The organism is Parasedimentitalea huanghaiensis (assembly GCF_009753675.1).
Classification (GTDB): domain Bacteria; phylum Pseudomonadota; class Alphaproteobacteria; order Rhodobacterales; family Rhodobacteraceae; genus Parasedimentitalea; species Parasedimentitalea huanghaiensis.
In genome coordinates, this window is record NZ_WQLV01000009.1 from 82884 (window position 1) to 106115 (window position 23232).

27 protein-coding genes and 1 tRNA gene are annotated in these 23232 nt (G+C 54.4%); 14 read left to right on the top strand and 14 right to left on the bottom strand.

Going from position 1 to position 23232, the window contains the following annotated elements; translation table 11 throughout:
- Positions 1-2: 2 nt before the first annotated feature.
- Both GO984_RS15090 and GO984_RS23655 read left to right on the top strand, forming a co-directional pair.
- Positions 3-668 (top strand): hypothetical protein, encoded by a 666-nt coding sequence (locus GO984_RS15090; RefSeq protein ID WP_245231134.1) that lies wholly within the window; start codon positions 3-5, stop codon positions 666-668.
- A gap of 36 nt (positions 669-704) precedes the next feature.
- On the top strand, positions 705-1025 hold the full coding sequence (locus GO984_RS23655; protein ID WP_245231135.1) for a tyrosine-type recombinase/integrase: 321 nt from the start codon (positions 705-707) through the stop codon (positions 1023-1025).
- Between the two features lie 8 nt (positions 1026-1033).
- Here the strand turns inward: GO984_RS23655 and GO984_RS15095 are convergent.
- The 3 genes from GO984_RS15095 to GO984_RS15105 all read right to left on the bottom strand — a co-directional run bounded on the left by GO984_RS15095 (position 1034) and on the right by GO984_RS15105 (position 1934).
- Positions 1034-1110 (bottom strand) — tRNA-Arg (locus GO984_RS15095).
- A 35-nt stretch (positions 1111-1145) separates the two neighbouring features.
- A complete protein-coding gene (locus GO984_RS15100; RefSeq protein ID WP_157023452.1) occupies positions 1146-1622 on the bottom strand; it encodes a GNAT family N-acetyltransferase in 477 nt (158 codons plus the stop codon).
- Complete coding sequence (locus GO984_RS15105; protein WP_138164288.1) at positions 1623-1934, bottom strand: ETC complex I subunit; 312 nt, start codon at positions 1932-1934, stop codon at positions 1623-1625.
- Positions 1935-2107: 173 nt separating this feature from the next.
- On the opposite strand from GO984_RS15105, the gene uvrB reads away from it, so the two are divergent.
- The 3 genes from uvrB to GO984_RS15120 all read left to right on the top strand — a co-directional run bounded on the left by uvrB (position 2108) and on the right by GO984_RS15120 (position 6326).
- The gene (uvrB, locus tag GO984_RS15110) at positions 2108-4300 is read left to right on the top strand and encodes an excinuclease ABC subunit UvrB (protein ID WP_157023453.1); all 2193 of its coding nucleotides are present in this window, start codon (positions 2108-2110) and stop codon (positions 4298-4300) included.
- A gap of 185 nt (positions 4301-4485) precedes the next feature.
- Positions 4486-5358 carry a DUF4238 domain-containing protein gene (locus tag GO984_RS15115; protein ID WP_157023454.1) on the top strand — a complete coding sequence of 291 codons (873 nt, stop codon included), beginning with the start codon at positions 4486-4488 and terminating at the stop codon, positions 5356-5358.
- 182 nt (positions 5359-5540) lie between these two features.
- Positions 5541-6326, top strand: a complete 786-nt coding sequence (locus GO984_RS15120; protein ID WP_157023455.1) for a formate/nitrite transporter family protein — start codon at positions 5541-5543, stop codon at positions 6324-6326.
- Between the two features lie 3 nt (positions 6327-6329).
- Here GO984_RS15120 and GO984_RS15125 read toward each other — a convergent pair whose 3' ends face one another.
- Positions 6330-6614, bottom strand: coding sequence for a cupin domain-containing protein (locus tag GO984_RS15125; protein WP_167740362.1), 285 nt, complete (start codon positions 6612-6614; stop codon positions 6330-6332).
- A gap of 208 nt (positions 6615-6822) precedes the next feature.
- Here GO984_RS15125 and GO984_RS15130 point away from each other — a divergent pair, with 208 nt between their 5' ends.
- Positions 6823-7293: an aminoacyl-tRNA deacylase gene (locus GO984_RS15130; RefSeq protein WP_157023456.1), complete on the top strand. Its 471-nt coding sequence runs from the start codon at positions 6823-6825 to the stop codon at positions 7291-7293.
- A gap of 94 nt (positions 7294-7387) precedes the next feature.
- Entirely contained in the window at positions 7388-7981 is a 594-nt protein-coding gene (locus tag GO984_RS15135) for a hypothetical protein (RefSeq protein ID WP_245231136.1), read from the top strand.
- 106 nt (positions 7982-8087) lie between these two features.
- Here the strand turns inward: GO984_RS15135 and GO984_RS15140 are convergent, their stop codons facing one another.
- Together GO984_RS15140 and GO984_RS15145 are read right to left on the bottom strand one after the other, a co-directional pair.
- On the bottom strand, positions 8088-8681 hold the full coding sequence (locus GO984_RS15140; protein WP_157023458.1) for a rhodanese-like domain-containing protein: 594 nt from the start codon (positions 8679-8681) through the stop codon (positions 8088-8090).
- Between the two features lie 76 nt (positions 8682-8757).
- Positions 8758-9165 carry a universal stress protein gene (locus tag GO984_RS15145; RefSeq protein ID WP_157023459.1) on the bottom strand — a complete coding sequence of 136 codons (408 nt, stop codon included), beginning with the start codon at positions 9163-9165 and terminating at the stop codon, positions 8758-8760.
- A gap of 343 nt (positions 9166-9508) precedes the next feature.
- On the opposite strand from GO984_RS15145, the gene GO984_RS15150 reads away from it, so the two are divergent.
- Complete coding sequence (locus tag GO984_RS15150) at positions 9509-10066, top strand: hypothetical protein (protein WP_157023460.1); 558 nt, start codon at positions 9509-9511, stop codon at positions 10064-10066.
- 8 nt (positions 10067-10074) lie between these two features.
- On the opposite strand, the gene GO984_RS15155 is transcribed toward GO984_RS15150, so the two are convergent.
- Positions 10075-10395: an antibiotic biosynthesis monooxygenase family protein gene (locus tag GO984_RS15155; protein ID WP_157023461.1), complete on the bottom strand. Its 321-nt coding sequence runs from the start codon at positions 10393-10395 to the stop codon at positions 10075-10077.
- Positions 10396-10556: 161 nt separating this feature from the next.
- Here GO984_RS15155 and GO984_RS15160 point away from each other — a divergent pair, with 161 nt between their 5' ends.
- On the top strand, positions 10557-11039 hold the full coding sequence (locus GO984_RS15160) for a HugZ family pyridoxamine 5'-phosphate oxidase (protein ID WP_157023462.1): 483 nt from the start codon (positions 10557-10559) through the stop codon (positions 11037-11039).
- Here GO984_RS15160 and GO984_RS15165 read toward each other — a convergent pair whose 3' ends face one another.
- The 4 genes from GO984_RS15165 to ettA form a co-directional block, all read right to left on the bottom strand.
- A complete protein-coding gene (locus tag GO984_RS15165; RefSeq protein ID WP_157023463.1) occupies positions 11040-13325 on the bottom strand; it encodes a glycosyl hydrolase family 28-related protein in 2286 nt (761 codons plus the stop codon).
- A 464-nt stretch (positions 13326-13789) separates the two neighbouring features.
- Positions 13790-14296: a HEPN domain-containing protein gene (locus GO984_RS15170; protein ID WP_342448097.1), complete on the bottom strand. Its 507-nt coding sequence runs from the start codon at positions 14294-14296 to the stop codon at positions 13790-13792.
- A 2-nt stretch (positions 14297-14298) separates the two neighbouring features.
- Positions 14299-15363: a DUF262 domain-containing protein gene (locus GO984_RS15175; RefSeq protein WP_209279428.1), complete on the bottom strand. Its 1065-nt coding sequence runs from the start codon at positions 15361-15363 to the stop codon at positions 14299-14301.
- Positions 15364-15422: 59 nt separating this feature from the next.
- Positions 15423-17078, bottom strand: coding sequence for an energy-dependent translational throttle protein EttA (gene ettA / locus GO984_RS15180; RefSeq protein WP_157023466.1), 1656 nt, complete (start codon positions 17076-17078; stop codon positions 15423-15425).
- Positions 17079-17173: 95 nt separating this feature from the next.
- Between ettA and GO984_RS23660 the strand changes: the two genes are divergently transcribed.
- Both GO984_RS23660 and GO984_RS15190 read left to right on the top strand, forming a co-directional pair.
- Positions 17174-17734, top strand: a complete 561-nt coding sequence (locus GO984_RS23660) for a hypothetical protein (protein ID WP_245231137.1) — start codon at positions 17174-17176, stop codon at positions 17732-17734.
- Positions 17735-17808: 74 nt separating this feature from the next.
- Positions 17809-18441 (top strand): nicotinate-nucleotide adenylyltransferase, encoded by a 633-nt coding sequence (locus tag GO984_RS15190; RefSeq protein ID WP_425339656.1) that lies wholly within the window; start codon positions 17809-17811, stop codon positions 18439-18441.
- Here the strand turns inward: GO984_RS15190 and GO984_RS15195 are convergent.
- Positions 18421-19248 carry a DMT family transporter gene (locus GO984_RS15195; protein ID WP_157023467.1) on the bottom strand — a complete coding sequence of 276 codons (828 nt, stop codon included), beginning with the start codon at positions 19246-19248 and terminating at the stop codon, positions 18421-18423. The genes GO984_RS15190 and GO984_RS15195 overlap by 21 nt on opposite strands.
- 90 nt (positions 19249-19338) lie before the next feature.
- On the opposite strand from GO984_RS15195, the gene dacB reads away from it, so the two are divergent.
- The 3 genes from dacB to GO984_RS15210 all read left to right on the top strand — a co-directional run bounded on the left by dacB (position 19339) and on the right by GO984_RS15210 (position 21771).
- Positions 19339-20823 carry a D-alanyl-D-alanine carboxypeptidase/D-alanyl-D-alanine endopeptidase gene (dacB, locus tag GO984_RS15200; RefSeq protein ID WP_157023551.1) on the top strand — a complete coding sequence of 495 codons (1485 nt, stop codon included), beginning with the start codon at positions 19339-19341 and terminating at the stop codon, positions 20821-20823.
- A gap of 283 nt (positions 20824-21106) precedes the next feature.
- Positions 21107-21268 carry a hypothetical protein gene (locus tag GO984_RS15205; RefSeq protein WP_157023468.1) on the top strand — a complete coding sequence of 54 codons (162 nt, stop codon included), beginning with the start codon at positions 21107-21109 and terminating at the stop codon, positions 21266-21268.
- A gap of 44 nt (positions 21269-21312) precedes the next feature.
- Positions 21313-21771, top strand: coding sequence for a hypothetical protein (locus GO984_RS15210; protein ID WP_167740363.1), 459 nt, complete (start codon positions 21313-21315; stop codon positions 21769-21771).
- Between the two features lie 150 nt (positions 21772-21921).
- Here GO984_RS15210 and GO984_RS15215 read toward each other — a convergent pair whose 3' ends face one another.
- Together GO984_RS15215 and GO984_RS15220 are read right to left on the bottom strand one after the other, a co-directional pair.
- Positions 21922-22461 carry a GNAT family N-acetyltransferase gene (locus GO984_RS15215; protein ID WP_157023470.1) on the bottom strand — a complete coding sequence of 180 codons (540 nt, stop codon included), beginning with the start codon at positions 22459-22461 and terminating at the stop codon, positions 21922-21924.
- A gap of 51 nt (positions 22462-22512) precedes the next feature.
- Positions 22513-23199 (bottom strand): pentapeptide repeat-containing protein, encoded by a 687-nt coding sequence (locus tag GO984_RS15220; protein ID WP_167740364.1) that lies wholly within the window; start codon positions 23197-23199, stop codon positions 22513-22515.
- Between the last annotated feature and the right edge of the window lie 33 nt (positions 23200-23232).

Consider the following 23232-nt stretch of genomic DNA (forward strand, 5'->3'; position numbering starts at 1 on the left):
TTTTGCCAGAGGGACACTGTACAAATACCACCGCCGAACTTCCCAACGATATACCCGAGGATCACCCTAAATTCATTGCTGCCTGGTCGATTGAAGAACAAAAGAAGCCGGAAACCAAATCACGCGCCAAACTTGGCACGATCGCTGCTGGGTGCAAGACCTATCTAAAATCGGGTTCATATCGCGATCTGACAGATTCCTACCGCCCTGTTATCCGCCGCCATGTCGAAGCTATCAGAGACACACGGGGCAAGGCACCAGTGACCGGACTTCGCGCCTATCACATAAATGCGGACCTCGACCCACTGACACCCGCCGTGGCGAGGTCCCGATTGAAAGCCTGGAAGAAGCTATGCGGCTTTTGGACAGGCCAAGGAATGATCCCAGACGATGTTTCCCGCGCGGCTGTCGGTAAGAAAATGCCCAAAACAGAGGGGCACAAGGAATGGACGCGCAGCGAAGTCGCCCTGTTTCGCAACTACTGGCCAATTGACACCCCTCAACGCCATGCCCTCGAACTCTTGCAGTGGAGGGGAGCGCGATGCGTCGATGCCGTGTCATTAGGCCCCGGCATGATTGACCGCAACGGCCTCCTGACCTTCAGGCAGCAAAAAACTAAAGTGATCGCCCACATCCCTTGGACTTGCCCCGCTCTGGGGCTTGAATAGGAGCGCGAAGCTCTTCTCAGCTACCAAACTAAACATATGGTGTTCCTTACCACAGCTCACGGCAAGCCACGATCTCACAGATCGTTTTCGCAATGGTTCTCAAAGGCCTGCTCCGACGCTGACTTAATGCGCTTTTCAGCACACGGATTGCGCAAGTATCGCATGAATGAATTGTCAGAAAACGGAGCCTCAGTTCTACAAATGCAAGCTTGGGTCGGCCACGCCACCCTTGATGAGATCGAACAGTACACTCGCAAAGCGCAGCGACGGACAGCATTTTTAGGAACAGAACAAGACCAGAACCCTGTAAAACAATCCAATTCCAAGCGTAAACATTGTTGTTTTTCAATGCCTTAAAAGGCAACTGGCGATCCCTGAAGGACTCGAACCCTCAACCTGCTGATTAGAAGTCAGCTGCTCTATCCAGTTGAGCTAAGGGACCGCTTGATGCCTGTTATGGCATGGGGTCAGGGGGGGTCAAGACGCGCTGGACAAATCCAGGTACATAAATGTCGACAAAGGGTCTTCTTCATAGTTCGAAAACGGTGGGCACTCGACAAAACCAAGCGTCGCATAAAGTTGGCGCGATGGTCTGAACTCTTCAGCCGAGCCGGTTTCCAGGAAGACACCTGTCGCAGCTTCATTTCGGGCTAGGGTCACCAGATGCGTCAACATCGCCCGTCCAGCACCACTACCGCGCGCCTCTGATACGGTGTGCATGGATTTCAACTCCAATGCGCCGTTATCCAAAGATTTCAGCGCCCCCATGGCAATCGCAACGCCGTCCTGCCGCAACAGAAAAAGCCGCGCACCAGGGGCCTCCAGATCGGATTGCCCCTGTGCGTGGCAGCTTTCAGCTGGCGATTGAGACGTCATAAGCGCCAAATGCCGCTGGATCAGCCGCGCAGCATCCGGATCACCGGTCGGGGCCAAGGCAATCGTAAATTCGGGCATTTAGTGGGTCCAGACACCACGTCGGTCGGTGGCAAAATTTGCACCATATCCGCCGGGTCGCACATTGGCTTTGCGCGTTTTGGGCTCAACAACCTGTGCGTCGATGCCGTGTGCCTCAGCATAATCAACTGCAGCTTCCTTGCTATCAAAGCGAAGGCGTACCTGTGTCTGGGTGTCACTGGACGATGTCCAGCCCATCAACGGATCCACTTCACGCGTGTTGGATGGTGCATACTCCAGCACCCACTTGCGTGTTTTTGCCATGCCCGATGTCATTGCATTTCTGGCAGGCTTGAAAATCCGCGCTTGCATCGCAATCTCCTGATAAATCACTGCCCCCTATATGCGCAAAACAGGGCTGCGCGGCAAGGTGCCTTTTGTCTCACTTCACCCATGATTTGCCGCAGTTTTTCATCACCTGTACGAATCCGCTTGAACAAGAACAAAAACAGATCAAAAATCAGCCGCCAGACAGGAGAGCCAGTATGCCCTATGCCCATTCCGACAAAACCAACCCCGGTATGGGGGAAACGGATGTGCGCGACCGGCCCAAACTGGAGGGCGGCAAGGCCTTTGCCCTGAATACCGAGTTTGATCCGGCTGGCGATCAGCCCACCGCAATCAAAGAACTGTCGCAAGGCGTGTTGGACGGCGAACGCGATCAGGTGCTGCTGGGGGCCACCGGTACAGGTAAAACCTTCACCATGGCAAAGGTGATCGAAGAAACCCAGCGCCCGGCCATCATCCTCGCCCCAAACAAAACCCTGGCGGCACAATTATACGGCGAATTCAAAGGCTTCTTCCCGGACAACGCCGTCGAATACTTCGTGTCCTTCTACGACTACTACCAGCCCGAAGCCTATGTCGCCCGGTCCGATACCTTCATCGAGAAGGAAAGCCAGATCAACGAACAGATCGACCGGATGCGCCACTCGGCCACCCGCGCGCTGTTGGAACGTGATGATGTGATCATCATCGCTTCGGTGTCCTGCATCTACGGTATCGGTAGCATCGAAACCTACGGCGCCATGACCCAGGATCTGAAGGCCGGCGAAAGCTATGACCAGCGCCAGATCATGGGGGATCTGGTGGCCCAGCAATACAAACGCAACGATCAGGCATTTCAGCGTGGTTCTTTCCGTGTGCGCGGCGATTCTCTGGAAATCTTCCCGGCCCACCTGGATGATCGCGCCTGGCGGTTGTCCTTTTTTGGCGAAGAACTGGAAACCATCACCGAATTTGACCCGCTGACCGGGGAACGCACCGGCAGCTTTGAACAGATTCGCGTCTACGCCAACTCTCACTATGTGACCCCCAAACCAACCCTCACGCAGGCCATCGTCAAGATCAAGGAAGAGCTGCGTCAGCGGTTGGACCAACTCAACAACGAAGGCAAACTGCTCGAGGCACAGCGGCTGGAACAACGCTGCAAATTTGATCTTGAGATGCTGGAGGCCACTGGCCACTGCAACGGCATCGAAAACTACTCGCGCTATCTGACCGGCCGCGCCCCCGGCGAGCCGCCCCCCACCCTGTTCGAATTCATCCCCGACAATGCCATTGTCTTTGCTGATGAAAGCCACGTCTCTGTGCCGCAGATCGGCGGCATGTACAAAGGTGACTTTCGGCGCAAATCCGTACTGGCGGAACACGGCTTCCGGCTGCCTTCTTGTATGGACAACCGCCCATTGAAGTTCGAGGAATGGGACGCCATGCGGCCCCAGTCGGTATTTGTGTCAGCAACGCCCTCCAAATGGGAGATGGAACGCACCGGCGGTGTGTTCACTGAACAGGTGATCCGTCCCACTGGCCTTCTGGACCCGCCAGTCGAAATCCGCCCTGTCGGAATGCAGGTAGATGACCTGCTGGACGAGGTGCGCAGGGTCAACGAAAACGGCATGCGCACGCTGGTCACCACCCTAACCAAACGCATGGCCGAGGATCTGACCGAATACATGCATGAACAGGGCATCAAGGTCCGCTATATGCACTCTGACATCGACACGCTGGAACGGATCGAGATCCTGCGTGATCTGCGTCTGGGTGCCTTTGACGTGCTGATCGGTATCAACCTGCTGCGCGAAGGTCTGGATATCCCCGAATGTGGACTCGTCGCCATTCTGGACGCGGATAAAGAAGGCTTCCTGCGCTCTGAAACCTCACTGGTGCAGACCATCGGCCGCGCCGCCCGTAACGCCGATGGCCGCGTCATCATGTACGCCGACAAGGTCACCGGTTCGATGGAGCGCGCATTGGCCGAGACCAACCGCCGCCGCGCCAAGCAAGAGGCCTATAACGTCGAGCACGGCATCACCCCGGCCACGGTAAAGAAAAACGTCGAGGATGTTCTGGCCGGCCTCTACCCCGCCGACACCGACATGTCCCGCGTCACCGCCACCATCGACAAACCGATGCACGGCGGCAATCTGGAGGCGGTTCTGGACGGGCTGCGCAGTGACATGCGCAAGGCGGCCGAGAACCTGGAATTCGAAGAAGCCGCCCGCCTGCGCGACGAGGTCAAACGACTGGAGGCGGTGGACCTGACGATTTCCAATGACCCACTGGCGCGACAGTATGCGGTTGAGAAGGCGTCTGAGGCGGCGGTGAAATCACGTGGGCGATCAACGGCTGGTAGGTCAGGACAACGCGGCGGGAATGTGAAGCGGCGGGGACGTTAACTAACGCAATAAAGGGCCGCGCCTGACCTTGGGTGGGCGCAAAGCGCCTTCCCGGGGGGAGTGAAAACCGTCTTGGAAATGATCTGGGGGATCATTTCAGGTTTGAACAGGCGGAGCCGAGGCAGGCGCGGCCCGTGCGAGGCTCGGGCATTGGGATGTGAATTAGCGGAGGCAAGTAGAGTGCATTGACTCAGCAGGTTTCAAAACGACACCATTTTATTCCAGTCTCAATTCTGAAGAATTTTTGCATCTCCGGGGAAAGTACCCTGTACACTAGACGCGCTGATAACGGGCTACCGGGACGGAGAAACATCAACAGGATATTTTTCCGCTGGCATTACAATAGCTTTGAGCTCGTCGACGGGCGGAAAGACGATCAAGTTGAAAAGTTCTTTGCTCGTGAACTCGACAATTTTATTCCAGAATGGCAGGTGGCATTTGAACAAGCTGCCAAGGGCGACAATAAAATACTATTTTCTTCAAAGCAAAGCCGCTACCGCTTCATCCAATTTTTTTACAATCATATGAAGCGGACCCCTGACTTAACCGCTCCGCTTGTCGAAGAAGTCAAATCTGAAGTTTTCAGCCGAGATTTGGAGAGTGAATTCGAAAAAAGGCACCGCCCACTGACGGAGCAGGAAAAGAAATTGTTAGAACAAGACGAATTTAGAGACCGCGCAGCTGCAAATAGCAGGGTGTCAAATTTCGGAAAGCAATCGGAAAATATTTTAAATCGTCTCGCCGCTATGCGCATTTTTGTTGCGACCCCCCAAAGGGTCTCCAAACAGTTTATTGTGGCAAGTAATCCAGTAGTTCGGTTCGAAGATTACCCTCTTCAAGAGCTGGGCACACCAGGTGTCGAGCTATGGACCACCATTTCCCCAAAAATAGCTGTCGGTTTTGCCCACTATGACAAAACCGACAACCTTCAAACGGACTTGCTTAGATTAGATGACCGCTCTGTACGGCAACTCAATCAAAGCCTTGCCAGAAGGAGCCATGCCATTGCAGGCAAATCCCAAGCTCTCTTGGAATCCTTGAAGAAAGCTGCTTGGTAACGTTGAATCTCTCAAACTGACGCGCCCGACCTAGGGTGGGTGCGAATGCGCCCTCCCTAGGTCGGGCGCAGCCCGTGCTTTGCACGGGCATAGGTTTGCGACCCCTTCCCAACGGGCTCACCCGATCCCCCCCTTGATCCCAATCAAAGACCCATCACCTGTCCCTGCCCTACCCTCTCCCTATGCCTCAACCAAACCCAACCGGACTGGATGCCTATAGGCCTGCCGAGATTGCCCGGCGGGTCGAAGACGCCGGGGTGGCCAAGGCACATCTATCGGCGGCCCAGACCCTGACCCTTGCTATATTGGCCGGGGCCTTCATCGCACTTGGCGGCGCGGCTTATACGGCGGTGATGACCGGGGTGGATCCCACCGGCCCAGCGCGGTTTTTGGGTGGGGTGGTGTTCGCGCTGGGGCTGATCCTGGTGATCGTCGGCGGGGCCGAGCTGTTCACCGGCAACGCGCTGATGACCATGGCCGCTGTTGACCGCAAAATCACCCTGCCCGCCCTGCTGCGCAACTGGGGGATTGTCTACCTCGGCAACCTGATCGGCGCCGTGGCGCTGGCCATCGCCATGCTCGGCACCGGGCTGCTGGACGGCCCCATTGGTGCCATGGCATCAAGCATCGCCGAGAGCAAAGCCGCCCTGTCACCACTAGAGGCCTTAACACGTGGGATCCTGTGCAACGCACTGGTCTGCCTCGCCGTCTGGCTGACTTTTGCGGCGCGCACCGCAGCGGGCAAAATCCTCGCCATCCTCTGGCCGATCAGCGCCTTTGTGCTGCTGGGGTTCGAGCACTCAGTCGCCAATATGTACCTGCTGCCCCAAGGCATCATCGCCGGAGCGCAGGTGGGAATTGGAGCCGTTATCACCAACCTGTTCTGGGTCACACTGGGCAATATCATCGGCGGTGCGGGCGGGGTCGCCCTTGCCTATCGTTTCGCCTATCTGCCCGCCGGAAAATAAGGCCTACTTCAACTCCACCTCAACAAAACTCATCACCTCGTCACCGATGTTGATCACATTGTGCTCCACGCCTTCCTCGCGCCGATAGGCGGTGCCGGCGGGCACGACGACTTCGCGCATCTCTCCACCCGGCATGTCCAGCCGCATGTGGCAGTCAGTAACGGCGGTGATCACATAGTCCATCGCGTGGGTATACCAGCCTGTCTCTGCCCCCGGTTCGAAATCAAACCGTGTCACCCGCACTCGTGGGTCATCAATCATCTGTATAGCTGTGGCCTCAATTGCCATTATGTTTATCCTCCATCTATTGTTCGCAACCTAGCGGCCAACCAGCCGGCGCTATACCTCCAGTTGACGCGAAAACACGGACCAGTCCTGCCCCTTGCCCGACTCGCACAATCGGGGCACACTAGCCCCCTACCCTCAATCACCGGCGCAATGGCCGCGCTGGTTGGATGGCTCTGCGGCCTTGCGCCTTCGCAAACCGGAGGACACCATGACTATTGCCGCACGCCTGAAACACCACCTTGATGCGCAGGGACTTCCCTTTGACATGATCTCGCACCCCTATGCCGCCACCGCCAGTGGCTGCGCCGAGGCCGCGCATGTACCCGGCGATCATCTGGCCAAATCGGTACTGATCCATATGGAAGAAGGCCCAATGCTCGCGGTGGTCCCGTCAAACCACCAGGTTGATCTGACCCAGTTACAGGCGATGTTGGACCGGCGCCTGGGCCTGGCCGCAGAACGCGAAATCGAGGCCCTGTTCGATGATTGCAATCTTGGTGCCGCCCCACCGGTGGGTGAGGCATATGACGTACCGACTATTGTCGACAACAGCCTGTCCGGGTTGGACAAAGTCTGGTTCGAAGCCGGTGATCACAAAACACTGGTAGAAATGCAGGGCAAGCATTTTGACCAGTTGATGCAGGGGGCAAAACACGGCTCATTCTGCACCATGCACTAAAGACACAATCTGTCGCTTGCGATCCCGTCAGCAGGCTTGCCGCCTGCTGCAATCAGGCTATGCTCAATCAACAGAGGTATCGCTTATGTTTACAATGGTTTTTCGTTTTCTGCTGATTGCAGCCCTTGTCACCGCCCATCCTGTTTTCGCCAGCGAAGGTGGTGGAGGAAACGAAGGTGGCGGCCGGGGCGATAACCTCAACACGAATACCCTCAATGCCTCAACCACCGGTCGGGTTGTGGATATTTTGACTCGGGGATTTGGCAAGTGCAAACGCCTTCCACGGATCTACCGCTATGACTGCTACTGGAAAACATACAAAAAGGCCTCGGACGTTCTGCGTGGCAGCCTCGTCTACTCAGAAGCACATAAGGCTATATCTGGCGTTGAAGACACCCTTCGTCTTGTTGTGCGCAACAATGTGGATCCTAGCAAAAAGCCGGTCCGGCGAGGTTTAAATACTTACAGAGCCATTCACGAAGCGGCCATTCCCGAAGCCAAAGCCCGCACCGAACGTGCAATGGATCAGGCTCAAACAGTGTTATTGCGGGCTCCGGACAACAAGCAGACGCATTTTGCCCGCATCGCTGACGCAGTGAATTCAAACAAGGTATTGCTTCGCTCTGCCCTGTTGCCGGGTGGATTGTTACGGTTCGCTTGGCACCTGATGCAGCTTAGGCCAGTATAACGACCTTAATGCCCTGTGACTTACTCATCTGAGCATTGACGGGAAAAAGGCAGAGACAGCCCATTGGGAGCCGTCTCTGCCTTTTCTTCTATAAACGGGGTTCCGATTAATCGGTGACCGTCAGCCCCAACATCCGCCAGTTCTGCATCCCACCGCGATAATAAAAAATCTTATCTGCGGGATATCCAGCGGCAATCATATTGCGCGCTGCAGTTGGCGACTGGCCACACCATGGTCCATTGCAAAACAGTGCCACGGGCTTGGCAGCCTGACAGTCAAACCCGTCAAAATCGATCTCACAGCCAAGTTCGTCCAGCCGATCAGAGGCCTCGGCAAACGGAATATTGACCGCGCCAGGGATCGACCCTCCAGCAAAGTTAGCAACAACCCTGCTGTCGACCACCATGGCCTCTGGATCGACTAACATATCCATAAGTTCAAGTTCGCCAATCGCTGTCACGCCTTCGGCAGGCACCATGGGCTGCACGCAAAACGGTGGACAGGCTCGCGAGGTCCGGGCCCAATTCTCGTCAACCCGATTTTCAGTGTCCTGAACACGGGAAATTCCAACCGGGCCGTCTGAGGTCTGCACTGTGACCTCAATGATCGTCTTGGTGATCCCGACCGTTTCCGCCAACGTGGCCCCAGCACAGGTTACCGCAACACCGACAACCGCCAGCGCATGAAAAATCCGCATCATCTATCCCTTCCATTTTCACACACCCAAGCACGTCCGGGCGAACTACTCAACCAGAGCGCAGACACTCCATTTCTATTTACCGCACCACATGCACAGCACAGGCCGCATGACGCACCACTTGGGAAGCCGTCGAACCAAGTAATAGATCCTGCATTCCCGGACGGTGTGACGCGATAATGATCAAATCCGGGCTGTTGGTCTCAGCCCAGTCCAGGATTGAACGCCCAGAGTGACCCTCGATGACAACCCCAATTGCATGCGGCAGACTGGCCGCCAAGATGTCGAGCTCCGTTTGTAGCGCGGCCCGGGCCTGGGCAAGGTAATCAAGGGGCATATATGAAATGGCATAGGCCGGAATATGCTCTACTACATGCAGTAGCGTTACAGCTCCACCCTCAGCACACAACAGCTTGGCCAGTTTGAGCGGCCCATTTATATCGCGGTCGGGATCAAAGGAAATTGGCACCAGAATTTTATGATACATCACTAGTCTCCTCTCTTGCGGTTTCAGGCTATTCCACAGACGGGCAACTGACCTTGATACAGGTCAGCCAGCGTCAAAATACAACTCGTCAGGAATTTACGCATTTGTTGTTGCCCAATACCTTGGTGTAAATATACTCGGCCCAGTCTCACATAGCCGACCCAAGACAGAATTCAGCATTGGGCACACCACTATTTAGCGCTTCGACTTCAGTTAGCGAACGCCCATCCGGTTCTTCAAACGCATAGTGCGGAACATTATTGGGTAGTTTGTCGGACGAAGTAGGCCTGTTTGATAACGGCAGGCCAAAACAACTGTTTTAATTGGTTAAAGGCGTACTCTCATGTTTGCCCACTCTCTAAAAATTCTATTGATCCTATCGCTCCCGACAATTGGCGTCGCTGCATCCAACCCTTCGCCAAACGAAACGGGAACCATACAGCTGGCGATGTCTGACACTGTAACCAGCAAAGTCGTGTTGGTGTTGCAGGAGGGCGGCGATGAATGTCGTGGCATCCCGAATGTCTATCAGTTTGATTGTTACCGGCAAATGTTCCGTCGCGCCGGCTCCTCCGTCAGCAAATTTCCCGATTACAGCGAAGCACGCAAAGCCTTCCGCCATGTTGAAAAAACCCTGAAGGCGGTGCTGAAACAATACCCCGACAAGGCAACCCCACCGCTGCGCAGCAATGGGCGCACCTACAAACCCGTCCAATCTGACGCGGTAAAGTCCGCCTCCGCGGCTTTTGAGCGTGCGCGGGCTGAGGCCACAACCATTCTGCTACGTGCCAATGGCCCAATCAGAATTCACTACGAACGTATTGCCTCGGTTGTCGGCTCCAACAAGCTGATCATCCGCTCGCAGTTGTTGATGCAGGTCCTGTTCAAGCATCTGACATAACGCTGGTGTCAGCCAAAGGTCTCGGCAACATCATACATCACAGGCTCAAAACTGCGGCATAATTCGTGTATTTTTCGATTTCGGTCCCGCATTTCCTGGGTTCTCAGCATTGCCAGAAAATCCTCACGGCGGCGCCATTGGGAATAGTTGGCAATCCGGGTTTGGGCGTCATTGACGTGCAGGCCCGCCGAAATAAACCCCGGCTGTAGTGAAATGAATTCAGCGTAAGCTTCGGTCAGCGCATCCAGCAGATCCTGGCATGTCCCGGGGGTCATCTCAAACGTGGTGATGACCGTCTGGATATCAGCGGCTTTGGCGATTGTTGGCATTGGCTCCTCCGTTGAATGGGTTCAGCCTAACCGAAGACATTGCAAAAGCAGAAGAGTTTTCAGCAATCCGCACAATAGAAATGAAGTCGTTGCGCGTGTTTTAACTTGTCTGTCGTTAGCCGACGGATAACATCACGTCGCACAACTGGAACCGCCAAAACATGACAAACCCAATTCGACCTACAGACAACGAAGCCCGCGCATTGGCTCAATCCCTGATGGTCAATGCCCGATTTGCAGCATTGGGTGTTGTTACAGACAATGGCGCACCTTTGGTAACCCGTATTGCCTTTGGCCTGTGCCCACAGGGCCGTCCTGTTAGTTTGGTGTCATCCCTGTCAATGCACACCCGCGCCTTACAGGCGAACCCAGCTTGTTCACTGTTGGTGGGGGAACCCGGCGACAAGGGCGATCCCCTGACTCATCCTCGATTGAGCCTGATCTGCCGCGCCTCATTTGTGCGTCATGGTGAGGACGGATACAGCGAACTGGCCGCACATTACCTGCGCGACCACCCCAAATCCAAACTCTACATCGACTTCAGCGATTTTGCATTTGCCCAGCTGAACGTCACCGAAGGCCATCTGAATGGCGGCTTTGGCAAGGCCTTTCACCTCACGGCCCAAGACCTTGGCCAGTCCTGATCATTTGTCCATACGCATGGTCACCTGTACTTCTCCATGCACGGATTCTTCCCAAACGAGATCTATCTGATCTTGGTTGCTACCCTGCTCCAGATCGACATAGGGCATCGCATAGCGAGACGAGCCACCGCTGGTCCTGATGGCCCCCAACGCAATCACGCTATCCACTCCGCGTGATCGACCACCAAAGGGCAACCCATCATCAGGATCAATCGTCCAGGTTTTAGTCGCGGATGATTGGTCATGCCGCACCCGCAACGGGTTCGAAACAGCGGCACTAACATTGTGAAAGGTATTGCCCTCAAAAAACACGTTTTTGGTGCGACTAAAGTCCAGGCCGGAAAAACTGGTATCCACCCGCTCGGCACGGTCTATTGACCCATTGATCGAACGGAATTTGTTGCCACTCACGGACATCCCATTCAGGAAGTGGTCACTGCCGTAAGGCTTGATCACAATATAGCTGAACCACGGTGCAACATCCCCTGACAGAAAGACGTTGTCGGTGATCGACAGCGAACTGAATGAAAACCCGGCAGTGAAATCTGGTGTCGAGTCCAGCTCATTGGTCCATTCGATAAAGCAGTTATCGACATAATTGTCCGACACCGTTGTTGAACAATAGGTGCTGGAAATCACCAACCCAGCGGTGCGAACCCCGTCTGTCACCGTGTCGCCTTGGAAGAAGTGGTTGCCGGTCACCGTGTTGTTCTCACCTGCCAAGATAGCAAAATGGCGGAATTTGGTGGCCCTGTTGTTGCGCAGTTTGGCGTCATTGGCGTTGACGTTCAGCGCAACACTGACGCGGTCTGGCACATTGTCGGGTTCTTCTGCAGACAGGAACTGACAGTTGTCGATCAAAATGCCCTGACAGCCCGACCCAATCGACGAAATGCCGCGATCTTTGGGCCGTGAGATAAAACAGTGATCCAAGCTGAATACCGACCCAGCCGGGGCCAGCCGTATGGCACTGCAATGGCTGTTGCACTGGATCTCAACCTCCGTCATGCCAAATTTGCTCAGCGAACTGAAGCCACTGAAATCCAGCATGTATTTGAAATCTTTGAAGGTAAACACCTGCGTCCCGGCCGCATCATAAAGCGGCGAATTCAACGTCAGCTCACCCGCGCCAGTGTTCTTCGACTTCACATAGACCTCGCGCCCCACCCCGCTGCCCTCGACCAGGGCGCCAACCGGGATATTGGCGATATTGGCAACGGATGTCAGGGTCCGCGAGTCATTGGGATCATAGGTGGCCTGCGCCGTCACGGTTTCGGTATCCCAGGCCACCCCTGACTGTGCCTCAATCTGTCCATTGCGGATTATCCGCCGCGTTGAATAGCTGGTCTTGTTCGGCACCGCCGCCTGCATATCCACCGGACCACTCAAGCTGACCTTGCGGCCGCCCAGATCCAGCGATTCATGGTCTGAATTGTTGATCAGCGCCTGAAAGGCCTTTTTGAACCCCATCTCCTCCTCGCCAAAGGCGGCAGCATAGGTGGGCAGGTCAAAATCCTTGGTCAGTAGCAGCATCTTGTCGGTGGGCATGGTGACCGTACCTTCAAACACCACTCGGTGGTTTAGGGACACGGTGTCATCCAGATAGAACTCACCAGCCGGCACCAGAATTCGCCGCCCATCCGCGGCGTCATCTGCGGCCTCAAACGCTGGTGCATCATTGGTCACCCCATCGCCCACCGCGCCAAAGTCAGTGACATCCACCAAGCTAAGCATATCGCGCAGATAGGCGCTGGTGATATCGGTGATCTCGATATCTTCAATCCGCACCACGCCACCGGTTGGCCCGGTCAGATCCAGCCCCATATGGCCGTAGGTTGCATTGCGCCCCCAAGCCATATCCACCCCACCGCGCGCGCCGGTGCCGATGATTGCGCTCACCTCAACCACCGCGCCATAGCTGGTCAGGGTGGTGCTGGGCCCGGTTTCAACCACACCGCCAATGTGGCTACCGCCTGACCCACCAGCCCAGGCAGCAATACGCACGCTGGGTAAGGCACCACTGATCGCTTTGATCCGCGCCTTGACCTGCAAATAGCACCCCGGCAGCAACGGCGTTTGCCCCATATGCCGCAGGTTCTGGGTCGAGGCGGTTTTTTGCAGCTCCAGACAGCCCCCAAAATCCGCATCCGACGGCACAAAGGCCGCGTTGACCGCGCCGTCATAGGTATCCGACCCTGGCGTGCCATCGCCGCTGGACCACTGATCCAGACCATCCACAAATGCAGGTGGCATCAATGCAACGCCCTCGGTGATTGCCTTGTTCATGTAAAACCCTTTCCAACAGCGCCAATAGCTTTGGGAGTGAGGGTTTAAGGTGTCAGGATTAATTCACCCCAAGCACAGCGCACGCTGGGTGGGCAACACCCGGTCGAATACAGAACAGTTGAGCTTTCTTTGGGGTGTGCCACCCAGTGGCCCAGCCCCCGCCTGACCTTCCCCTCGTGGAGTTCGAACCGGTCCGCGCAGCGGCAAACAGCGTGGGACGCTGTTTGAGGCATGAACGGGCGGAGCCCCGCGCACCAACAGCCCCCCAAACGTAACGCCTGCAGGAATTCCCCCTTGGGACGTAAGGCAAAGCCGCACGGCCCGCGCCTGACCTTCCCCCCGGGCAGGCGCTTTGCACCTCCCCAAGGTCAGGCACGGGCCTAGTGTTGCTCGAAAGATTACGTTGGACAATTAAAATAGTTCGATTGTGCAAATCGATAATCTAGCTTGTCCACTGTATGGAGCTATCTGCGGAGAGCCATGTCCATACAGCGAATGACTTCTTTTCCTTGCGTGTATGCGCTTCGCAATTCCGGATAAGTAGCGTTGGTTGGTGGTTCACCTTCATGTACGAACTTGTGCCGCCAACTCACCAAGTTCCCGTAACTGCTTGCAATGCTAGGTTCTCGAGCTGTGCGTGCAATCGTCTCAGCTTCCAGCAGCTTTTTGTCAAATTTGACCAGGTATTTTCGCCCAAAGCACACAATTTGTCCTCTTTTCAAGTCATTAAGTGAGATCCGTCCGTTCAACCTTGAAAATTTGGCTCTGGTGAGTTCGCCAAGAGCCTTGTGTTTTTCATCAGCAAAACGCTGCATGACATCTTTAATTGCCAACTCATATGCGGTGACCGCAGCCACCGCGATAAACCCTAAATATCTATACCGAATAAAGGGATCATCAATGTCATCCATTAGTCCATCGACATGCGTTAAGAAGTCGTCTGCTAAAGTGAACCTACTTTCGAAACTCATTTTTAGGCCAAGTACGTTTTTGCGATTTTTATCCGTTTTTCAACGGCGGCGTTGTCACTCGTGTTGAAAAAGATGTTTTCCCTGTATTCTTCATCGCTAAATAGTTTCGACAGTTTGTCCTTTAGATTTTTTCCGTTGTGGGGTCTGGAATTTATTAACGTAGGTAGGATTGAGTCCATAGCCGCAAGATTAATCGGTCCTCTCACATTGAAAGGGCGATCTCCCGTCTGTTTGACAAGTTCTTCACAAACAACTGGGAATACTTGTTTGAACTTTTCCCAGTCTTGAGTTGTTCCTGCCTTGCTTTTCTTCATGGCAATGTTGAGAAATTCTTTCATTGGTTTCTCGTATTCCCTGGCGTGGAAGGTAAATGCGAAAACACGTAAAAGCATTTCAATATCTCTCTGGTGCTTTTCTGGTGCAGGACGGCCAAGGATTGTTCGCCAATTTTCGTCAAGGTTTAGCGCTCTCAGCTCTTTGACGATAGGCCCCGAGAAGACGCAATTTCTTATTTCTTGCGGTTTTAGTGGGGTTCCCCCGGTATTCAGCCTTTCGAATATGTGATACATACTCGTGGTATCATTTGCCGGAGCGACTTGTCGTATGTTGACTACTCTCAGAACTGTATTTTTTAATTTTCTCTGATCCTTTTCTTCTAGGTCAGTAAAGCGCTTTTTGTTATATGGGCTTTTGTCGTCTAATCCTGCCAATCGGAAAACTTGGCGGCGACCTTTGTTGTTTTCAGGCCCAAAGTAACCTTCGAGGAAATCAATGACTGTTGTAATGCGCTGTTGTCCATCAATAACAAGATTTTTGTGTTCGTCATCAATGTAGAAGAAAAGCTGAGGAACAGGTAAACCGAGTAAAAAGGACTCTATCAGAAGAGATGACTGTTTGATGGTCCAAACAAAGTTACGTTGAAACTCCGGAATTTCAATTTCACCGTCTTTCCACATGTCGTTGATGCCTCTGAGAGTGTAATCAGAGGGGTAAATCTGCAAATCGTACTCAATGAAACTTTCGGCGTCTTCATTGTGGGTTTCGACTTCAAATTCGTCTTCGCTCATATCATTCTCGCAATACATTTGTGGTGAAGGCGGGAAAATGCCCGCCTTCCTCTTTTTTCCTACCGCACAAACTTCTTATGCTTCAACCGCTTGGGCTCTAGCGCATCAGCGCCCAGGCGGCGTTTCTTGTCTTCCTCATAGTCCTCGAAGTTACCCTCGAACCACTCGACATGGGCGTCGCCCTCGAACGCCAGCATGTGGGTACAGATCCGGTCAAGGAAGAAGCGATCGTGCGAGATCACCACGGCGCAGCCGGCGAAATCGACCAGCGCGTCTTCGAGCGCACGCAGGGTTTCCACGTCCAGATCGTTAGTCGGTTCATCGAGCAGCAACACGTTGCCGCCTTCTTTCAACAGACGCGCCATGTGGACACGGTTGCGTTCCCCACCGGATAGCAGGTTCAGTGGTTTCTGCTGGTCTCCGCCCTTGAAGTTGAACGAAGAGCAATAGGCGCGCGAATTGACCTGCGCATCGCCCAATTCGATGATCTCGGCCCCACCGGAGATGGCTTCCCAGACGGTTTCGTTGTCTTTCAGGTCATCGCGCGACTGATCCACATAGGACAGTTTCACGGTGTCACCATAGGACACGGTGCCCTCATCCGGCTGTTCCTGACCGGTCAGCATGCGGAACAGGGTGGATTTACCGGCGCCGTTGGGGCCGATCACGCCGACGATGCCACCGGGGGGCAGATCAAATGACAGACCTTCAACCAGCTGCTTGTCGCCATAGTGCTTGGCCAGACCTTCGACCTCGATCACCTTGTTGCCCAAGCGTGGGCCGTTGGGGATGACGATCTGGGCGCGGGTCAGTTTTTCGCGCTCGGATTGGGCAGCAAGATCGTTGTACGCGTTGATCCGGGCCTTGGATTTGGCCTGACGGGCCTTGGCGCCCTGACGCATCCAGTCCAGCTCGCGTTGCAGCGTCTGTTGCTTGGATTTGTCCTCGCGGGCTTCCTGCTCCAGACGCTTGGCTTTCTGCTCCAACCATGCTGAATAGTTGCCTTCGTAAGGTATGCCCTTGCCGCGGTCCAATTCCAGGATCCAGCTGGTGATGTCATCCAGGAAATAGCGGTCGTGGGTGACGCAGAGGATGGTGCCCTTGTAGTCGATCAGGTGCTGCTGCAGCCAAGCGATGGTTTCGGCGTCCAGGTGGTTGGTCGGCTCATCGAGCAGCAGCATTTCGGGCGCTTCAAGCAGCAGTTTGCACAGCGCCACGCGGCGTTTTTCACCACCCGACAGATTGGCGATTTCAGCATCATCCGGTGGGCAGCGCAGGGCCTCCATCGACACATCAATCTGGCTGTCCAGATCCCATAGATTCTCGGCGTCGATCTTGTCCTGCAGCTCGGCCATCTCGTCAGCGGTTTCGTCCGAGTAGTTCATCGCCAACTCGTTATAACGGTCCAGGATCGCCTTTTTCGAGGCCACACCCAGCATGACGTTTTCACGCACCGACAGGCTCTCGTCCAGCTTTGGCTCCTGCGGCAGATAGCCAACGCGGGCACCTTCAGCCGCCCAGGCCTCGCCGGTGAAGTCCTTGTCCAGACCGGCCATGATCTTCATCAGGGTCGATTTACCCGCACCGTTGACCCCGACAACACCGATTTTCACACCGGGGAGGAAGGACAGGTGAATGTTTTCAAAACATTTCTTTCCACCGGGATATGTCTTGGAGACACCCTGCATGTGGTAGACGTATTGATAGGCGGCCATGAGACAGCTCCGTGATGGGGAATTTCTATTTAGCAATTGGTCTAGACAAGCTGCGGGTAAAGGGCAATTAGGAACCTATTCTGAAGGATATCAAGATGAAGAGATTTTTGCTGGTTCTGTGTTGTGTTGCCAGCGGGACAATAGCGCAGGTCACAAATATTGAGACCCCCGGCAATTTGAAGTCGGAGCATGACGTTGGATGCATCTCCGTCGAACAAGTGGCTGCAGACTTCTCGCCTGCTGATCTGTTTGGTGGCATATCTGAATGCCACCGTGACCGCAGCTATGACAAAGCGGTAGAACTGATGATTGTCGCTCAGCTGCGTGGTGAGTTTGATAAGCTGCGCGTTGCGGACAAGACAGCACATCAAGCGATGCAGGTTTTGGCTCTTCAGACACAGGATGCAGGTGGACGTCGGTACCAAAGGCAAATGCAAGAAGCCTTTCAGCGTTTTGGTGGCACTGGATCGCCTCATCACACCAAACTCTGCCAGCAGGTCAAACAACAAGGCCTGCCCAGGCATTCCCCATCTTATATGATTCAGCATGGCATGAAGGCCATTACCGGATTTGAAGGTGACGGTCTGGTGGATGATTTCAATGATCAGCGCGCCTGGGACAATCTGTTAAAAACCTATCTAAAGTGCTCTGGCTGACCATCAAACCGTCGACCTAGCACTTACCTAAGAACAGTCCGCGCCCTCGGTTACACTTGGCTTCCCTGCCAAATATGTGCATCAAGCCCCGGATGGAACATGGCTTTCCCTTTTTACGCCCCGGTATGACCGTTGGGTTGTTGGGCGGATCTTTTGATCCGGCCCATATGGGTCATGTACAGATCAGCCGGGCGGCGTTGAAACACTTTGGGCTCGACCGGGTCTGGTGGCTAGTGTCCCCGGGCAATCCGCTGAAACGCCATCAACCCGCCCCGTTAGAGAAACGGATGCAAGCGGCGCGCCAGATCATGCAGCATCCGCGCATCCTTATCAGCGACGCCGAGGCACAGCTGGGGACCCGCTATACGGCACAAACACTACGGCATTTGCGGCGCCGCTATCCCGGTGTACGCTTTGTTTGGTTGATGGGTGCAGATAATCTGGCGCAGTTCCATCGCTGGAAAGACTGGCGCGATATTATGGAGACGGTCCCGATCGGCGTGTTGGCCCGGCCCCGAGATCGGATCTCGGCACGTTTGTCTCCTGCGGCGCAGATCTATACCCATGCAAGGCTAAAAGGGAATAGCAGTCATTTGCTGGCCCATGCGCAGTCACCAGCCTGGTGTTTCATCAATGTGCCAATGGTCGATGCCAGTTCTTCGGCTATTCGCGCAAACGGCAACTGGTCAGCGACGCAGCAGTGCTGACCCCAGACCAGCGCTGACAACCACCAGCAACCCCAACCATGTCAGCATATCAGGCAGTTGTCCAAAGACAGCCCAGCCCAGCCCCACCGCCGCGATCAGCTGGAAATAGACCATCGGTGCCAGTTTGGTTGCTGCCACCTTGTTGTAGGCAAACAGGAGGATCAAATTCCCCAACATTGAAAACGCAGCACTACCGACGGTAAGGGCTGTTGTACTCGGCGTCAGTTCCGGCAGGTTTGCCAAACCCAAAGGCAGCATTGCCACAGCAGCTAACAACAGTTGGATCAGGCTCAGTTCCAGCGGTGATCCAAGATGTGCAAGCCAACGGCCAGTGGTCAGAAATGCGCCATAAAAACTACCTGCGAGCACCGCCCATAAAAGGTTGACCGATCCGCCAAAACCAGGCCTGACAACAAGAATTACACCGGCAAACCCGACCGCCATAAGCAAAGATCGCAACCAGGTGGTAGGTTCACGCAAGAACAATGCCGACAGAACGTAACTGATAATTGGGCCGATAAAAAAGGCCGCAAACACATCGGCCATCGGCTCGGTTTTAAGCGCCATCTGAACTGAAAAAATACCACCAACCAGAAACAGGGCACGCAGCCACATACGCCAGTTCTTCAGCAGCAAATAGGCCCGCCGGGGAACAAACGGCAAAAGCAATAGGCTGCCGACGACGAAACGCGACGAGGCAACAAAGGCAGGTGTTGCTATGCCGCTGCTGGTCAACAGCTTGCCACACAGATCCCCGGCAGGGATCATTGACATCGCGACGAACATGAGAATGACTGCCTGTAACATGAGGCTCCCTTAACAGGCAGCCCACTTACTAAAAACCCCTAATGGTGATTGTTTGCCGTTTTGAAACGAATTTATTAGACTATGAGCAATATGGTTTCTCGTCGACATTTTCTGCTATCCAGCTTGGCCCTGATCGGGGCTCGTGGGGCCTGGGCCAACGCCCCGACCACTTCATTGCGACCTCATGCCCGGCGTGAGGCGGTCCGGATCAGTACCGCTGACGGTCTAAAAGGCGTCTTACGACGCGCGGCCCTACCGGGCAAAGTCGCCTGCGCTGTGGCCGATGTTGAAACAGGTCTGCGGCTTGAGGCTGAAAATGGGGCCGCCGGCCTGCCCCCAGCCAGCGTCGCCAAGGCACTGACCTCTTTGTATGCATTGGATGTTTTGGGCGCAGACCATCGGTTTCAAACCAAAATTATCGCGACTGGTGGTCTGCGTGCCGGTGTAATCCAGGGGGATCTGATCCTTGTAGGTGGCGGCGACCCGACCCTCAGCACCGATCATTTGGCGCAGATGGCCAAGGCGCTCAAGAGCGCCGGGGTGCGTGAAGTCAAAGGCGGATTTAAACTGTGGGACGGTGCCCTGCCCTACGTGCGCTCCATCGACCCCGACCAACCCGACCACGTTGGCTATAGCCCGGCAATTTCAGGTCTGTCGCTAAACTATAACCGGGTGCATTTTGAATGGAAGCGCGCGGGCCAAAAGTGGGCCGTAACCATGGACGCCCGCACCGAAAAATACCGCCCCGAGGTATCTACGGCGCGTATGAAAGTAGTGACACGCACAACACCAGTCTACACTTACTCTGACAAAGGTGGCGCAGATCAGTGGACTGTGGCCAATGCAGCCTTGGGCAAAGGTGGATCACGCTGGCTGCCTGTGCGGCGCCCAGCCGAATACACCGGCGATGTGTTTCGGACCATGGCCCGCGCCAATGGCATTGTACTGGGCAAACCCCGCAAGCTGAAATCACTGCCAAAGGGAGAGGTCCTGGCACATCACAGTAGCGCCGCGCTCTCGGTTTTGCTGCGTGGCATGTTGAAATATTCCAACAACCTGATGGCTGAAATGATCGGCATGTCCGCCTCAGCGGCAAGCGGGCGAAGCCCAAACTCGCTGAAAGCATCCGCAGACGCCATGAACCGCTGGGCCGCTGGCAAATATGGCATGACCAGCACCCGGCTGGTGGATCACTCAGGCCTGGGTGAAAAATCTCGGATGACTCCAAATGATCTGGTTGGTGCCCTGATTGCAGCCCGAAAGAGTGGTCAATTAAAACCATTGCTCAAACCCTTCCTGATGCGGGATGCTAATGGCAAGGTGAACAAGAACCACCCGATCAAGGTGAACGCCAAAACCGGAACGTTGAATTTTGTCTCTGGTCTGGGTGGTTTTATGACCGCTGCGGACGGAACCGAATTGGCTTTTGCCATCTTTGCTGCCGATCAGGGCGCACGCTCGCGGATCAAACGCGCCGATCGTGAACGGCCAGAAGGCGCACGCGGTTGGAACCGAAAAGCCAAGAAGATGCAACAAAAGCTGATCGAGCGCTGGGGGTCGGTCTACGGCAGCTAAAGTGACCGGTTCGGGCCCCCACTGCCAAGGGATCGCCCAAGGCGTTGTGATCTAATACTCAACCCACAAGTTAAACCAAGCCCACAGACCAAAAACACTTACAATCAAAGATTGTTTCTTCGGATCAGCACAGCAAAACGGTTTGAATTCCAGAAGATGTATACTGTTTACACCTTAGTAAACTTTTACATCGGGAAATCTGATTAATGAAATACTGCAATTTTGACAGTGCTGTGCGCGCAGAAAATCACGTTCAGGTGCGGGCTGGCTAAAAATGGCTCTGATGGCAATTGTTTTGTCGCAATCTGCCTGCACCGCAGCGGTACTGGCTACAGGTGCAGCTGATCCATTTTATTCAGCCGTAGATGACGCCGCCGAGCGTCGTGTTCAGGAAGAGTACCGGCAAAGTATCCCGGCGTCGACGTCACCGATGACTATGCTTTAGGCCGGGCCATGTTCGAAGAAGCCAAACGGAATGACCCTGCTCAAATGGGACATCTCACCTTTCCGTCCCGATCTGTCTGGGAAGCAAACTATGCAAGCCTAAATGGCGGTGCCGCACCTCCGTCAACTGGCCGATCAACTGCGCCAGCGGCAGCAGCCCCGGCACCATCTGTGTCTTCCTCTCGTGTTGCCCAGGATCAGGCCACGTTGAAGAACGCCAGCACACTTTGGGCGACACTCTCAAAAAGCTGGCCTCATGATATGCTTGATCTGTCAGCTGTGGCCCCCTACGACTGCGGGATCAAACAGATGCAGTTCTCAGTCAACGGTGGCGAAACACAGACACAGTTGTTCTCACCCTGCACAGGCGGTAAAACAAAGGCCAACCCACCATATTGGACCTTTTCTCAGAACTCCATCGAGACTGTCAGCGTGACAATGACCTTTGCTAACGGGTCTAAGAAAACCAGAAACTTTACCCGCACCCAAATTCTGCAACCGTAAATCAACCGATGTGGTTGCGAATGATAAGAAAGGAGGCGGCAGAAATGCCCGCCTCCCCCTTTTTTGCCCACCATCCGAGGGACACAGGTAAATACCGTCACAAAGACACGCCGTCGCACTTCATGCTCAAGGTTAGCTTTGCGGAACCTTTCATTTCTTGTCCTCTACCACAAAGACAAGATCGCCCTGTCCGGCGTCGGTGGAACGACCGACGGCCAACATTCCAAGTTTCTCTGCAACACGAATTGACCCGATGTTGCGTTGGTCAATCTCAGCAAAAATTCGCGGCAACTTTAGAAAGGTTTGCGCATACTCCAACACGGCTTTGGCCGCTTCCGTCCCATAGCCTTTTCCCCAAGTCTTGCGATTGAAGCGCCATCCAATCTCTGCACACTCCCTGTCCGGATCATCAGGAAGTAGCATTATCCAACCCAGAAATCCCTGATCTGCGTCTTTTAGACGAACCGTCCAGTACCCCAATAGACGAACCGTCCAGTACCCCAATCCGTCCGGATAGTTGGTCTGCATGCGTTCGGTCAGAAATGCGCTGTGTTGTTCTGGGTTGTTCCATGGTCCCTTGACGAACTCGGTGACGTCAGGGTCACGGTCCATCCTCAGGCAGTCGTCGAAATCAACCAAACCGCGTTGACGCAACTGAAGACGTTGGGTGACAATATCCGGAACAGACATCAGTGGTCCTTTGCAAAATACATATGGCGAGGGCGAAAAACTCTTCCCCCTCTAGAAAACTTTCAGACCAAGCCCCCTTAGCAGCTCGGTGGCCTGGTCTTTAGAAATAATTGCGCCTTTGAAATTTGCTGCGCTGGAAAAACTAAGGTCCCCCAGATCAGCCTCTCTCAGATCAGCGCCGGCAAAACGTGTTGTTGACATATGCGCATCGTCCAACCGGCATCGGTACAGCACCGCATCGCGAAAATCACAGTCCGCCAAATCAGCACCAGAAAAATCAACCTCTTCCAGTTCATACTTTCGGAAATTCATCTTCCTAAGAAACGCATTGGACAAAGTGGATTTAGAAAACTGGACGCCCAACGTCCGTGCCTCGCCAAAATTGGCGCCTGTCAGTTTGCAGTCCGTAAAACTCGCTGCCGACAAATAAGCACCCCGCCAAACAGAAAGCGACAAGTTGCAATTGTCGAACCTGGCTTCGGAAAAATCACCGTAGCTGAAGTCACATTTCAGGGCGCGACAGGATTTAAACGTAGCGCCTTCACAGGACAAATTTGTGAGCCTGCTCTCTGAAAAACGGCATTCTTCGAAAGAGCATTCGGTGAAATCCAGCCCAGACAGATCCACACCTGTAATGTCGATCGACTGAAACGATGTTTGATCCTGCGACAGGCTCTTTTCAAAATCACCTCGGGTGAACCGCAGTTTTTCTTTTTCCAACATTGAATTCAAACACATAGGCATAGACCCCCTAGCGACCAGGGCCACCAG

Excerpts from the sequence above, each read along its gene's own strand:
- GO984_RS15215 (WP_157023470.1), bottom strand. The coding sequence starts at position 22,461 with ATGTCTGTTCCGGATATTGTCACCCAACGTCTTCAGTTGCGTCAACGC.
- GO984_RS15175 (WP_209279428.1), bottom strand. The coding sequence starts at position 15,363 with ATGAGCGAAGACGAATTTGAAGTCGAAACCCACAATGAAGACGCCGAA.
- GO984_RS15125 (WP_167740362.1), bottom strand. The coding sequence starts at position 6,614 with ATGGCAATTGAGGCCACAGCTATACAGATGATTGATGACCCACGAGTG.
- GO984_RS15120 (WP_157023455.1), top strand. The coding sequence starts at position 5,541 with ATGCCTCAACCAAACCCAACCGGACTGGATGCCTATAGGCCTGCCGAG.
- uvrB (WP_157023453.1), top strand. The coding sequence starts at position 2,108 with ATGCCCTATGCCCATTCCGACAAAACCAACCCCGGTATGGGGGAAACG.
- GO984_RS15210 (WP_167740363.1), top strand. The coding sequence starts at position 21,313 with ATGGGACATCTCACCTTTCCGTCCCGATCTGTCTGGGAAGCAAACTAT.
- GO984_RS15195 (WP_157023467.1), bottom strand. The coding sequence starts at position 19,248 with ATGTTACAGGCAGTCATTCTCATGTTCGTCGCGATGTCAATGATCCCT.
- GO984_RS15140 (WP_157023458.1), bottom strand. The coding sequence starts at position 8,681 with ATGATGCGGATTTTTCATGCGCTGGCGGTTGTCGGTGTTGCGGTAACC.
- GO984_RS15160 (WP_157023462.1), top strand. The coding sequence starts at position 10,557 with ATGACAAACCCAATTCGACCTACAGACAACGAAGCCCGCGCATTGGCT.
- GO984_RS23660 (WP_245231137.1), top strand. The coding sequence starts at position 17,174 with ATGAAGAGATTTTTGCTGGTTCTGTGTTGTGTTGCCAGCGGGACAATA.
- GO984_RS15220 (WP_167740364.1), bottom strand. The coding sequence starts at position 23,199 with ATGTGTTTGAATTCAATGTTGGAAAAAGAAAAACTGCGGTTCACCCGA.
- GO984_RS15105 (WP_138164288.1), bottom strand. The coding sequence starts at position 1,934 with ATGCAAGCGCGGATTTTCAAGCCTGCCAGAAATGCAATGACATCGGGC.
- GO984_RS15205 (WP_157023468.1), top strand. The coding sequence starts at position 21,107 with ATGGCAATTGTTTTGTCGCAATCTGCCTGCACCGCAGCGGTACTGGCT.
- GO984_RS15155 (WP_157023461.1), bottom strand. The coding sequence starts at position 10,395 with ATGCCAACAATCGCCAAAGCCGCTGATATCCAGACGGTCATCACCACG.
- dacB (WP_157023551.1), top strand. The coding sequence starts at position 19,339 with ATGGTTTCTCGTCGACATTTTCTGCTATCCAGCTTGGCCCTGATCGGG.
- GO984_RS15190 (WP_425339656.1), top strand. The coding sequence starts at position 17,809 with ATGTGCATCAAGCCCCGGATGGAACATGGCTTTCCCTTTTTACGCCCC.
- ettA (WP_157023466.1), bottom strand. The coding sequence starts at position 17,078 with ATGGCCGCCTATCAATACGTCTACCACATGCAGGGTGTCTCCAAGACA.
- GO984_RS15165 (WP_157023463.1), bottom strand. The coding sequence starts at position 13,325 with ATGAACAAGGCAATCACCGAGGGCGTTGCATTGATGCCACCTGCATTT.
- GO984_RS15170 (WP_342448097.1), bottom strand. The coding sequence starts at position 14,296 with ATGAGTTTCGAAAGTAGGTTCACTTTAGCAGACGACTTCTTAACGCAT.
- GO984_RS15145 (WP_157023459.1), bottom strand. The coding sequence starts at position 9,165 with ATGTATCATAAAATTCTGGTGCCAATTTCCTTTGATCCCGACCGCGAT.
- GO984_RS15100 (WP_157023452.1), bottom strand. The coding sequence starts at position 1,622 with ATGCCCGAATTTACGATTGCCTTGGCCCCGACCGGTGATCCGGATGCT.
- GO984_RS15150 (WP_157023460.1), top strand. The coding sequence starts at position 9,509 with ATGTTTGCCCACTCTCTAAAAATTCTATTGATCCTATCGCTCCCGACA.
- GO984_RS15130 (WP_157023456.1), top strand. The coding sequence starts at position 6,823 with ATGACTATTGCCGCACGCCTGAAACACCACCTTGATGCGCAGGGACTT.
- GO984_RS23655 (WP_245231135.1), top strand. The coding sequence starts at position 705 with ATGGTGTTCCTTACCACAGCTCACGGCAAGCCACGATCTCACAGATCG.
- GO984_RS15135 (WP_245231136.1), top strand. The coding sequence starts at position 7,388 with ATGGTTTTTCGTTTTCTGCTGATTGCAGCCCTTGTCACCGCCCATCCT.